The organism is Streptomyces sp. NPDC043726 (genome assembly GCF_056436565.1).
In genome coordinates, this window is the sequence record NZ_JBWKCI010000014.1 from 84,469 (window position 1) to 96,633 (window position 12,165).

The window sequence follows — 12,165 nt, forward strand, 5'->3', positions numbered from 1 at the left end:
CGTACAGGGAGGCGGCATGACAGAGACGGCGAGCGGTCCGGCACGAGGTTCCCGAACCAAGGGCACCAAGGCGACCAAGGGCCTGCGTATCGAGCGCATCTACACCACCCCCGGCGTGCACCCGTACGACGAGGTCCAGTGGGAGCGCCGTGACGTCGTCATGACCAACTGGCGCGACGGCTCTGTGAATTTCGAGCAGCGCGGCGTCGAGTTCCCCGACTTCTGGTCGGTGAACGCGGTCAACATCGTCACCAGCAAGTACTTCCGCGGTGCCGTCGGCACCCCGCAGCGCGAGGTGAGCCTCAAGCAGCTCATCGACCGCATCGTGAAGACGTACCGGAAGGCCGGTGAGGACTACAAGTACTTCTCCTCGCCCGCCGACGCCGAGATCTTCGAGCACGAGCTGGCGTACGCCCTCCTGCACCAGATCTTCAGCTTTAACAGCCCCGTCTGGTTCAACGTCGGCACGCCCCAGCCGCAGCAGGTCTCCGCCTGCTTCATCCTGTCCGTCGACGACTCCATGGAGTCGATCCTCGACTGGTACAAGGAAGAGGGCATGATCTTCAAGGGCGGCTCCGGCGCCGGCCTGAACCTCTCCCGCATCCGCTCCTCCAAGGAGCTGCTGTCCTCCGGCGGCAACGCCTCCGGCCCGGTCTCCTTCATGCGCGGCGCGGACGCCTCCGCCGGCACCATCAAGTCGGGCGGCGCCACCCGCCGCGCCGCGAAGATGGTCATCCTCGACGTCGACCACCCCGACATCGAGGACTTCATCGAGACCAAGGTGAAGGAAGAGGAGAAGATCCGCGCCCTGCGTGACGCGGGCTTCGACATGGACCTGGGCGGCGACGACATCACGTCCGTCCAGTACCAGAACGCCAACAACTCCGTCCGCGTGAACGACGAGTTCATGAAGGCGGTCGAGACCGGCGGCAAGTTCGGCCTCCGCGCGCGGATGACCGGCGAGGTCATCGAAGAGGTCGACGCCAAGAGCCTGTTCCGCAAGATGGCCGAGGCCGCATGGGCCTGCGCCGACCCGGGCATCCAGTACGACGACACCATCAACCACTGGCACACCTGCCCGGAGTCCGGCCGGATCAACGGCTCGAACCCCTGCAGCGAGTACATGCACCTGGACAACACGTCCTGCAACCTCGCCTCGCTGAACCTGATGAAGTTCCTGAAGGACGACGGCAAGGGCAACCAGTCCTTCGACGTCGAGCGCTTCGCGCAGGTCGTCGAGCTCGTCATCACCGCGATGGACATCTCCATCTGCTTCGCGGACTTCCCGACCCAGAAGATCGGTGAGAACACGCGGGCGTTCCGCCAGCTCGGCATCGGCTACGCCAACCTCGGCGCCCTGCTGATGGCGACCGGCCACGCCTACGACTCCGACGGCGGCCGCGCCCTCGCCGGTGCCATCACCTCCCTGATGACCGGCACGTCGTACAAGCGTTCCGCCGAGCTCGCCGCGGTCGTCGGCCCGTACGACGGTTACGCCCGCAACGCGACGCCGCACCTGCGCGTCATGAAGCAGCACGCCGACGAGAACACCAAGGCCGTCCGCATGGACGACCTGGACACGCCGATCTGGGCCGCCGCCACGGAGGCTTGGCAGGACGTCCTGCGTCTCGGTGAGAAGAACGGTTTCCGTAACTCCCAGGCGTCCGTCATCGCCCCGACCGGCACCATCGGTCTGGCGATGTCCTGCGACACCACCGGTCTCGAGCCCGACCTGGCGCTGGTCAAGTTCAAGAAGCTGGTCGGCGGCGGATCGATGCAGATCGTCAACGGCACCGTCCCGCAGGCCCTGCGCCGCCTGGGCTACCAGGAGGAGCAGATCGAGGCGATCGTCGCCCACATCGCCGAGCACGGCAATGTGGTCAACGCGCCGGGCCTCAAGCACGAGCACTACGAGGTTTTCGACTGCGCCATGGGCGAGCGCTCCATCTCCGCGATGGGCCACGTCCGCATGATGGCCGCCATCCAGCCCTGGATCTCCGGCGCCCTGTCCAAGACGGTCAACATGCCGGAGTCGGCGACCGTCGAGGAGGTCGAGGAGATCTACTTCGAGGCCTGGAAGATGGGCGTCAAGGCGCTCGCCATCTACCGCGACAACTGCAAGGTCGGCCAGCCGCTCTCCGCGAAGACCAAGGAGAAGGAGAAGGCCGAGGTCACGGAGAAGGCCGAGGCGACCATCCGCGAGACGGTCGAGAAGGTCATCGAGTACCGCCCGGTCCGCAAGCGCCTCCCCAAGGGCCGCCCCGGCATCACGACGTCCTTCACCGTCGGCGGCGCCGAGGGCTACATGACCGCCAACTCCTACCCGGACGACGGTCTCGGCGAGGTCTTCCTGAAGATGTCGAAGCAGGGCTCGACGCTCGCAGGCATGATGGACGCCTTCTCCATCGCGGTCTCCGTCGGCCTCCAGTACGGCGTGCCGCTGGAGACGTACGTCTCGAAGTTCACGAACATGCGCTTCGAGCCGGCCGGTATGACGGACGACCCGGACGTGCGGATGGCGCAGTCGATCGTCGACTACATCTTCCGCCGCCTGGCGCTGGACTTCCTGCCCTTCGAGACGCGCTCCGCGCTCGGCATCCACTCCGCCGAGGAGCGTCAGCGTCACCTGGAGACCGGTTCGTACGAGCCGGCCGACGACGAGGTCGACGTGGAGGGCCTCGCCCAGTCGGCGCCGCGCGCCCAGGAGCTGAAGGCCGTCGCCACGCCGAAGGCCGAGGTCGAGGCGGCCAAGCCCGCTCCGCAGCAGGCGCACACCAGCGCCGAGCTGGTGGAGATGCAGATGGGCATCCAGGCGGACGCCCCGCTGTGCTTCTCCTGCGGCACGAAGATGCAGCGAGCCGGTTCCTGCTACATCTGCGAGGGCTGCGGCTCGACCAGCGGCTGCAGCTGACGGCCAGTAGCTGAATGAGAAGGAGGGGCACCGACCGTGTGGGTCGGTGCCCCTCCTTCGTCGTGCGCCGTGGTCAGGGCTGGTGGATCTTGCCCATGGTCCGGGTAAAGGTGGCGGGGTCGTCCTCGAAGCCGTGGATGCCGGGATGGAAGTCCCAGGTGCCGTCCTCCTGGCGGGCGAACTCCGCGACCGTGGCCGCCGTAGCGCCCAGGATGCCGCCGAAGTCGTCCGTGGCCAGGTCGGTGTAACCCTCGCGGATGCGCAGGCCCGGGTGGGTCACACTGACGAAGGTGCGCCGTGCGGACCGCTGCTGGATGACGACGCCGACCACCACGCGCGCGTACCGGCTGTCGAGCCGGTTCAGTTCCACTGTCATGACCTCGTCCCAGCCGAAGCCCTTGCCGTCGTGGCTGTCCCGGTTGAGATAGATGGTGCCGTCGGGAGACCGGCTGTCGAAGTGCACGACGAAGGCCGGATCACCATAAGGGTCGCTCGCCAGGTAGGTCGCGGCGACGAGGTCCAGGTCCGTGGGGGGCTCCCCCGCCGGACTCGGATCCCACTTGAGCGCGATCTCGACCTTACGGATCCCCTTGTTGAGGCCGTTCACCAGACTCCCCTTCCCCGTTCGCCATCCGCGTGCGGCCTGAACTGCCCGACAGACAAGGCCGATTGTCCATCCTGCCACGCGCGCGCGTACGCCCGTGGAAGAGCTCTCGGAGCGAGGGCGGACGGTGCCACGCTCCGTGGCCTTACGATGGCGCGGTGCTGGTCAAGTGGATTCGCTGCACCGTGGTGGACCGCCGCGGTTTTGAGCGGGGGCAGCGAAAGTGGGCGGGGCTTCTGGGGGAGCCGGGGTTTCGGGGACAGGGCGGCGGCTGGAGCCGTGGTCGACCGGGGGTGGCGCACATCGTCGCCTTCTGGGAGAGCCGCGCGTTCTACGACTCCTTCATGGCGCGTTCCCACGACCGGCTCGCGGCGTCCCAGTCGGGCACCTTCAAGGACGCCCAAGTCAAACTCTTCGACTACCGCTTCGACGTGAAGACCGGCTTCGAGCCGCGCTTCACCGACGTCGACCTGCTGAGGGTCGCGCACTGCCGGGTGCACGGGGAGCGCGCCGAGCACTTCACGCTCATGCAGGAGAAGGTCTGGAACCCCGCCATGGCCGGCTCGCCCGGTATGGTGCGCGGGCTGTTCGGCGAGGCTCCGGGCCATGAGTTCCTCGTCCTGTCCATGTGGCTGTCGGCCGCCGAACACGGAAAGTACCGGGCCGAACGCATCGAGCGGCTCGCGCTGAGGGCCCAGACAGAGGCGGACGTCGCCTCACTCACCGGCGACATCGTGGAGCTGGAACCCAGCTGGACGGTCTGATCATCACGCGCGTCTCCGGACGGATCACTCGCGGAAATGTGTGACCTACGCCGTATGGAGCCCGTACGAGTGCTCCATGGGCCGTCACCCGATCTAGGGTTTCGGCATGGCACGACCACGGCGCATCATCCTTGTCCGGCACGGCGAGTCAACGGGCAATGTTGATGACACCGTGTATGAGCGCGAACCCGACCACGCGCTGGCACTCACCGAGCGGGGCTGGCGGCAGGCCGAGGAGACGGGCAAGCGACTGCGCGAGGTGTTCGGCCGCGAGCGGATCAGCGTCTACGTCTCTCCCTATCGGCGTACGCACGAGACGCTCCGCGCCTTCCACCTGGACCCCGAACTCATACGCGTGCGCGAGGAGCCCCGGCTGCGGGAGCAGGACTGGGGGAACTGGCAGGACCGTGATGACGTCCGCCTGCAGAAGGCCTACCGGGACGCCTACGGACACTTCTTCTACCGCTTCGCCCAGGGCGAGTCCGGCGCCGATGTGTACGACCGGGTCGGCAACTTCCTGGAGAGCCTTTACCGCAGCTTCGAGGCCCCGGACCATCCCCCGAACGTGCTGCTGGTGACCCACGGCCTGGCGATGCGCCTGTTCTGCATGCGGTGGTTCCACTGGACGGTCGCGGAATTCGAGTCGCTGTCGAACCCCGGGAACGCGGAGATGCGGATGCTCGTTCTCGGGGACGACGGCAAGTACGCACTTGACCGGCCTTTCGAACGCTGGCGAGATCCGGAACCGTACGGAATCACCGGATAGAGTGGCAGAGCGATGACCGCTGATTCCTCACCCGACGGGCGCCTGGACCGCGCCCTCGCCAGTCTGCGCGGACTGTCGGTCGGAGACGCGCTGGGCTCCCAGTTCTTCGTGCCGGCGAACTATCCGCTGCTGAAGCGCCGTGAGCTGCCGACCGGCCCCTGGCAATGGACCGACGACACGGAAATGGCCTGCTCCGTGGTCGCGATCCTTGCCGCGCACTCCCGTATCGACCAGGACGCGCTGGCCCGCTCCTTCGCCGAGCACCACGACTTCGACCGGGGGTACGGCCCCGCCGTGAACCGGCTGCTGCGGCTCGTCCGGGAGGGCGGCGACTGGCGCGAGCTGGCCGCCGCGCTCTTCAAGGGACAGGGCTCGTGGGGCAACGGCGCGGCGATGCGGATCGCGCCCCTGGGCGCCTGGTACGCGGACGACCCCGAGCAGGCCACTCATCAGGCCGAGATCTCGGCCTACCCGACGCATCAGCATCGCGAGGCCGTGGTCGGCTCCATGGCGGTCGCGGCCGCCGCGGCGCTGGCCGGTGCGCCTGGCGGGCCGCCGAGCGCGGAGGCGCTGCTCGACGGCGTGATCGCGCTCGTTCCCAAGAGCGCGGTGGGCGCGGGGCTGCGCCGGGCCCGCGACATGCTGGACTACGGCGACGCCGCCACCGTCGCGGCCGTGCTGGGCTGCGGACGGCGCACGACCGCGCATGACACCGTGCCGTTCGCCCTGTGGTCGGCGGCGCGCTCCCTCGGCGACTACGAGCAGGCGTTCTGGACGACCGCGCAGGTCGGCGGCGATGTGGACACCACCTGCGCCATCGTGGGCGGGGTCCTCGCCGCGGGCAAGGCCGGCAACCCTCCGGCCGAATGGGTGGAGCGGACCGAGGCGCTGCCGGGGTGGGTTCCGGGAGCCTGACCTCCTCCAGAGCCCTGTTCGGCCGGCGCCGTCGAGGACCTGTTCAGAACTCTCCGTACATCTTGGGAACTCTCCGTAACCATCCGGCCGTTCTCCTGGCAGACGCGGTGCGATCCGTGGGCTCGCGCGGCCAGAGGTTGTGAATCGGTACGGGGGTGGTGAAGTTGTACGCGGTGCTGGTGCTGGTGCTGGGCGTAGTGCTCGGTTTGGGTCTGGTGCTCGGGCTGCTGGGGTGTGTGCGGATGGCCGGACCGTCGCCCTCGCCGTCGGTCCCCCGGGCGAGGTCCGGCCATCCGCGGTCCCTTGCGACCGTGAGCGGATCAGCCCGCGATAGGGCCCGCCGTGCCGGACAGTGCCTCCAGGTCGCTCTTGCGGACCTTGATCACCAACCAGGCGGTGGCCAGGGCGAGTACGCCCATCGAGGCGGCTGCCACGAAGCCCATCGAGATGCCCTGCGTGAGCACCTCGTGTCCCCAAGGGGCGGGCAGTTGCTGCGTCTCGGCGAACTGCGCCTTCTGCTCCGGGGAGGCGTCGGCCATGAACTGCGGCAACTGCTTCTCGGCCTCGTCCCTGCTGGCCGTGCCGAACACCGTCGTCAGGATGGACAGACCGAGCGAGCCGCCCACCTGCTGGGTGGCGTTGAGCAGCCCGGACGCCGCGCCCGCCTCGTGCTGGGCGACCCCCGAGACGGCGGTGATCGTCAGCGTCACGAAGTTCAGCCCCATGCCGAAGCCGAACAACAGCATCGGCCCCAGGACTCCACCGACATACGTGCTGTCGGCGCTGATGAGCGCCTGCCAGGCCAGTCCGGTCACGACGAGTGCCGAGCCGCCGAGCATGAACGGCTTGGGCCCCAGGACCGGCAGGAACCGCTGCGACAGACCCGCGCCGAGGGCGATCACCACGGTGACCGGCAGGAAGGCGAGGCCCGCCTCGATCGGGCTGTACTCCAGCACGTTCTGCACGAAGAGCACGATGTAGAAGAACATGCCGAACATCGCGGCGGCGAGGCTCAGCATGATGACGTAGGTGCCGGAGCGGTTGCGGTCGGCGAACATCCGGAGCGGGGTGATCGGCTCCTTGGCCCGCCTCTCGATGAAGGCGAAGGCGAGCAGAAGCACCACCGCGGCGATGAAGGAACCGATGGTCAGGCTGTCCCGCCAGCCCTCGTCCGCCGCCCGGATGAACCCGTAGACGAGGGATGCCATGCCCAGGGTCGAGGTCATCGCGCCCGCGATGTCGAAGCGGCCGGTGTGCCGTTCGGACTCGTTGATGTAGAGCGGCGTGAGGACGGCGATCAGGACACCGATCGGGACGTTGACGAAGAGTACCCATCGCCAGTCGAGCCACTCGGTGAGCATGCCGCCGGCGAGCAGCCCGATCGCGCCGCCGCCCGCGGAGACGGCGGCGAAGACTCCGAAGGCCCGGTTGCGTTCTGGGCCTTCGGGAAACGTCGTCGTGATGAGTGCCAAGGAGGTCGGCGAGGCGATCGCACCACCCACGCCCTGCAGGACACGTGCGGCGAGCAACTGCCAGGGCTCCTGGGCGAGTCCACCGAGCAGCGAGGCGAAGGTGAAGAGCAGGATGCCGGTCATGAAGACCCGGCGGCGGCCGAGGATGTCACCGGCTCGGCCGCCGAGGAGCAGCAGGCCGCCGAAGGTGAGCGTGTAGGAACTGACGACCCAGGTGAGGTCGGTTGTGCTGAACTTGAGCGCGTCTTGAATGTGCGGGAGTGCGATGTTCACAATCGTCGCGTCGAGTACCACCATGAGTTGGCAGGCCGCGATGACGGTGAGCGCTATGCCGGGACGGCCCTGCCTGCGGGCCGCACCTGGTTTCTTGTCCTGAATTACCTGAGAGGTTGTCACTATGGGTCCCCCATAAGCGCCTTAGTGAACGCTCGCGTTCACTGTCGCGTCAACGGTAGTGAGTCACCAGTAGTGAACGCAAGCGTTCACTCACCCTGTCGCCGCGTGGCGTTCCCCCTGTCGCCGCCGCGTGGTCTCCCCAAATCCCCCCGAATCCCCGCTTCTTTGTCCGCTGGAGACGCTGATGGTTACCTCGCGCTGGACGGCCGCCCCCGCTCAGGCGGCCTCACTGCGCCGGCGCGGCGCCGTGCTCGAACGCGCCATCCTCGATGCCACGCTGGAACAGCTCAGCACGGTCGGCTGGAACGGCCTCACCATGGAGGGCGTCGCCGCCGGGGCCCAGACCGGCAAGGCCGCCGTCTATCGACGCTGGCCGTCCAAGGAGGACCTCGTGGCCGACGCGCTGCAGGCGGGACTGCCGCGCATCGAAGCGGTGCCGGATCTGGGCAGCGTGCGCGAGGACCTGCTCGCACTGTGCCGTCTCGCACGGGACTCCATGTACTCACGTCCCGGTTTCGCGCTGCGCGCCGTCATTCACGAATGCGATCAGCGTCAGGCCGAGCGGTTCCACAGCGTGATCTTCGAGGGTGTCGTGGAGCCGACGCTCAAGCTACTACGTGAGGTGATCACCCGCGGAATAGAGCGGGGAGAGGTGCGTTCCGACGCGGCCAACGGATGCGTCTTCGATGCCATCCCCGCCATGATGATGTACCGCTCCAAGATGCGCGGGAGCGAATGGGGGAATGAGGAACTGGCGGAGATGATCGATCAGCTCATGATGCCGTTGCTCAGGCCGAACGCGGACTGATCGTGCGAGACGGGGGGTGGGGAGCCGCTCGGGGAAACCGGGGTATCGCCGGGTGATCCGGGCGGCGTACGCTAAGGGCGCCATGCCGTACGAACCACCTACTCACACCGTCGAGCGCTCACTCCGCGCCACGACCGGAGCGAAGGTCATTGCCGGTGTCGACGAGGTGGGGCGCGGCGCCTGGGCCGGGCCCGTCACCGTCTGCGCCGCGATCACCGGTCTGCGCCGGCCCCCCGACGGGCTCACCGACTCCAAGCTGCTCACCATCAAGCGGCGCACCGAGCTCGCCGTGGTGCTCCAGAAGTGGGTGACGTCGTACGCCCTCGGCCACGCCTCGCCGGAGGAGATCGACGAACTGGGGATGACGGCCGCGCTGCGGCTGGCGGCGGTGCGTGCCCTGGACGCGCTGCCGGTCCGCCCCGAAGCGGTCATCCTCGACGGCAAGCACGACTACCTCGGTAACCCCTGGAAGGTCCGAACGGTGATCAAGGGTGACCAGTCGTGTGTGGCGGTGGCGGCGGCCTCGGTGATCGCGAAGGTTCAGCGCGACAAAATGATGGCCGAACTGGGTATCGACCATGCAGACTTCGGTTTTGCGGACAATGCCGGGTATCCGTCGCCCGTGCACAAGGCCGCGTTGGAGGTGCGGGGGCCCACCCCGTACCACCGCTTGTCGTGGGCGTATCTTGATGCGCTGCCCCAGTGGCGGCACCTCAAGAAGGTCCGCAGCTGGGCGGAACGGAGTGCTCCGGAGATCGAGGGTCAGCTCGGCTTCGATTTCTGACCGTTCTGTTCGCACTCATGTGCCACCCGTTCACGTGAGCCGCACCAACGTTTGATAAATATCAGCCCATGCCTCTCATTCCCGAGGAGCCTCAGATTCACGAGAGTGCCCAGGGTCCCCGCGCCACGCCGGCCAGTGGCCGCACCGCGCCGACCCCCCGCCCCGTACCCGGTCCGCGTCCCGCGGCACCGTCGCGTCCTGGTCGTCCCGGCCCCCCGCGGCCCACGGCGCCGGCGCAACGCACGCCCCGTGACGTGGCCGCGACCAAGCCCGGACCGACCGGTCCGGCTGCCCCCGTCTCCGCACCGGCTGCGGCGACTCCGCAGATCCAGCTGATCCCGGCCTCGGCCGAGGGTGCGCTCGATGCTGCGGAGGAAGCCGTCGACCTGCTGCTGGAGTCGGGCCGTGCCCCTGGTGACGTGCTGGTGATCACCACCGGCGAACATCACCCGTGGGCCGCCCATGAGCTGTCCTTCGGCGAAACCTCCTATTGGGCCCAGCACGACGCGGGCGACGACGTCTTCTACGCGGACGCCGCCGTCGCGAGCCGTGCGGCCTCGCGCGCCGTGGTCGTGGTCGCCGTCAACGGCGGATCCGACGCCGCTGCCGCCTCCGCCCTGCCTCTGGCCCTCGGCCGGGCCGGCGCCCTGCTGATCGTCTGCGGCGACCCGCAGCAGATCAACGCGGTGCTCGGCGCGGGCGTCTGAACCGCCCTCCGGCTGGTCCGGGGGCGGTCGGCGACCGGGGTGCCGCCGCGGCGGTACCAGCACGGTGGGGACTTCGGCGTGCGCGGACGAGCGCGCGCCCGGTTCGGTAGCGGTTTCGCGGTGGGTCTCGGCCGTCCGCTGCGGGACCGGGCTGTGCCGTCCGGCGCGGGTGTCGGCCGTGCGCCTGTAGGCATGGGCCGTGCCGCCCGTAGTGGGTGTGGGCCTGCCGCCTGTCGGGTGTTGGCCGTCCCGCCCGTCGTGGGTGTTGGCCACTCGTTCGGCGTTCGGCGCCCTCACTGGGGTGCGTCGGCCGTAGGGGGACCGGCAGCCCCAGCGGGTCGGGTGTCTTGCGGGGCATGCCGCTGAGGCAGGGAAACGTTCCGCCTCGTGGGATCGCCCCGATGCCTCAGCGGGCCGCCGCGCGGCGCAGGAGCTCCGAGGTTGCGCCGCCGGTGCGGGGCGGAGGGGGCGGTGACTCGGAGGTCGCGAACGGCTCCGGCGCGGAGTCCACGCTGGGGCGACGGCCGCCGCGCCCTTCGCCGAGCACCTGCCAGCCGTCCCGCGTCAGCGTGATGTAGGCACCGCAGCGCAGGCCGTGCAGTGTGCAGGCGTCACGCAGACCCCACATCCACGCCCCGTCCTCCTCCGTCCAACGCGCGTCGCCCTCGCGGCAGTAGAGCAGGACGGCGGTCCGAACCGGCGTGCGGCGGCGGAGGTCGTGCGGGATGACCCGGCGCAACTGGTCGAGCAGGACGTTGCGGAACATCCAGCCGTCGGCCGGGGCCGTGCGCCGGGTGAACGAGGCGCTCGCCCTCAGGCGCTCGTCCGGGTCGAGTACGGCCACGATGGCCGTCGCGGGTTCGGGGCGGTGCCGGGAGTGCAGTCCGCTGACGACCTCGCGGGGGTTGCGCAGCAGCGGGATCCCGGCGGCGGCCCACTCCGCGGGTTCCAGCACGCGGCCCAGCGTGGCGGCGGACAGGTCGGTGGAGGCTGACGTGGATGCCGCGGGGGACGGAGCGAATCCGAAGGTCACGGTCCTCCCTTCGGCTACGCGCCCACACTGCGGGCGGGGTGGAATCGGGGGAGCGCACACCGCAGCGGAGCCCTGCCGGACCACGGGCGAGCCGTGCGGGGAGCGGACCTCAATTCTTCCCTTCGAACTGGGTTGCGGCAACGAGCAATTGGAACGGCAGACCGATATAGGAGGGTGTGTGTCTTATATCCCTACCCCGTGCGTCACCTGGTGACGCGTGGGGTGCGTAGGTCTTCCGCGGGAATCGCCGGAGTGGCAGGTGAATGGCCTTTTCTGCGTGCCGCACAGAGTGACGGCCGACGTAGGACCGGCGGACGATGACCTTGGTCGCCGCCGAAGAAAGGTCGCCCTGCCCATGAGCCCGGAAGCCCACCCCGTCGAGATCCGTCCTGCCTCCGTCGCGGACATGCCGTCGGTCTGCGAGATCGTGAACCACTACATCGAGACGAGCACCGTCAACTTCCGTACGGAACCGCAGACTCCGGACGAGTGGTCAAGGGACCTGCTGGCGACGCGGGAGCGCTACCCCTGGATCGTCGCGGAGGTGGACGGCATGGTCGCCGGCATCGGCTACGCAGGCCCGTGGAAGACCCGCAGTGCCTATGACTGGACCGCCGAGTCGACGGTGTACGTCTCCCACAGCCACCAGCGCCTGGGGATCGGCTCCACGCTCGGCACTCACTTGCTGAGGGCCCTGGAGGCGCAGGGCTTCAACAGCGTGGTGGCCGTCATCGGACTGCCCAACGATCCGAGCGTACGGCTGCACGAGGCCCTCGGTTACACCGCGCGCGGAACCCTGAAGGCGGCCGGTTTCAAGCACGGGACCTGGCATGACGTGGGCTTCTGGCAGCGCGATTTCGCAGTCCGGGTGCCGCCTCGCCCGGTCCGGCCGGTCAGTGAGATCGACGGCGGTTTCCCGGCTCAGTGAGCGTCGCCCGCAGCCCGCTGATCACGCACCCACGCGCGCGGGGGCGTCCTAAGGGGGGCTGGAGTGGCTGATTGTCA

General features: G+C 68.8%; 11 protein-coding genes. 8 read left to right on the plus strand and 3 right to left on the minus strand.

What is annotated here, in order from left to right; all coding sequences use genetic code 11:
- The first annotated feature begins 16 nt into the window (after nucleotides 1-16).
- Nucleotides 17-2,911: a vitamin B12-dependent ribonucleotide reductase gene (locus tag AC068Z_RS34000; RefSeq protein WP_478564562.1), complete on the plus strand. Its 2,895-nt coding sequence runs from the start codon at nucleotides 17-19 to the stop codon at nucleotides 2,909-2,911.
- Between the two features lie 73 nt (nucleotides 2,912-2,984).
- Here AC068Z_RS34000 and AC068Z_RS34005 read toward each other — a convergent pair whose 3' ends face one another.
- Nucleotides 2,985-3,518, minus strand: a complete 534-nt coding sequence (locus AC068Z_RS34005) for a TerD family protein (RefSeq protein ID WP_478564565.1) — start codon at nucleotides 3,516-3,518, stop codon at nucleotides 2,985-2,987.
- Nucleotides 3,519-3,673: 155 nt separating this feature from the next.
- Here AC068Z_RS34005 and AC068Z_RS34010 point away from each other — a divergent pair, with 155 nt between their 5' ends.
- From AC068Z_RS34010 to AC068Z_RS34020, 3 genes are all read left to right on the plus strand, one after another.
- Nucleotides 3,674-4,279, plus strand: a complete 606-nt coding sequence (locus AC068Z_RS34010; RefSeq protein ID WP_478564568.1) for a YdbC family protein — start codon at nucleotides 3,674-3,676, stop codon at nucleotides 4,277-4,279.
- 106 nt (nucleotides 4,280-4,385) lie between these two features.
- On the plus strand, nucleotides 4,386-5,045 hold the full coding sequence (locus tag AC068Z_RS34015) for a histidine phosphatase family protein (protein WP_478564571.1): 660 nt from the start codon (nucleotides 4,386-4,388) through the stop codon (nucleotides 5,043-5,045).
- A 12-nt stretch (nucleotides 5,046-5,057) separates the two neighbouring features.
- Nucleotides 5,058-5,960 (plus strand): ADP-ribosylglycohydrolase family protein, encoded by a 903-nt coding sequence (locus AC068Z_RS34020; protein WP_478564574.1) that lies wholly within the window; start codon nucleotides 5,058-5,060, stop codon nucleotides 5,958-5,960.
- A 320-nt stretch (nucleotides 5,961-6,280) separates the two neighbouring features.
- On the opposite strand, the gene AC068Z_RS34025 is transcribed toward AC068Z_RS34020, so the two are convergent.
- Nucleotides 6,281-7,828, minus strand: coding sequence for an MFS transporter (locus AC068Z_RS34025; protein ID WP_478564577.1), 1,548 nt, complete (start codon nucleotides 7,826-7,828; stop codon nucleotides 6,281-6,283).
- Nucleotides 7,829-8,012: 184 nt separating this feature from the next.
- On the opposite strand from AC068Z_RS34025, the gene AC068Z_RS34030 reads away from it, so the two are divergent.
- From AC068Z_RS34030 to AC068Z_RS34040, 3 genes are all read left to right on the plus strand, one after another.
- Nucleotides 8,013-8,636 carry a TetR/AcrR family transcriptional regulator gene (locus AC068Z_RS34030; RefSeq protein WP_478564579.1) on the plus strand — a complete coding sequence of 208 codons (624 nt, stop codon included), beginning with the start codon at nucleotides 8,013-8,015 and terminating at the stop codon, nucleotides 8,634-8,636.
- A gap of 82 nt (nucleotides 8,637-8,718) precedes the next feature.
- Entirely contained in the window at nucleotides 8,719-9,420 is a 702-nt protein-coding gene (locus AC068Z_RS34035) for a ribonuclease HII (RefSeq protein WP_478564581.1), read from the plus strand.
- A gap of 68 nt (nucleotides 9,421-9,488) precedes the next feature.
- Nucleotides 9,489-10,127 (plus strand): hypothetical protein, encoded by a 639-nt coding sequence (locus tag AC068Z_RS34040; protein WP_478564583.1) that lies wholly within the window; start codon nucleotides 9,489-9,491, stop codon nucleotides 10,125-10,127.
- Between the two features lie 406 nt (nucleotides 10,128-10,533).
- Here AC068Z_RS34040 and AC068Z_RS34045 read toward each other — a convergent pair whose 3' ends face one another.
- On the minus strand, nucleotides 10,534-11,160 hold the full coding sequence (locus AC068Z_RS34045) for a hypothetical protein (protein WP_478564585.1): 627 nt from the start codon (nucleotides 11,158-11,160) through the stop codon (nucleotides 10,534-10,536).
- Between the two features lie 355 nt (nucleotides 11,161-11,515).
- On the opposite strand from AC068Z_RS34045, the gene pat reads away from it, so the two are divergent.
- Nucleotides 11,516-12,088 (plus strand): phosphinothricin N-acetyltransferase, encoded by a 573-nt coding sequence (gene pat, locus AC068Z_RS34050; protein WP_478564587.1) that lies wholly within the window; start codon nucleotides 11,516-11,518, stop codon nucleotides 12,086-12,088.
- Nucleotides 12,089-12,165: the final 77 nt, after the last annotated feature.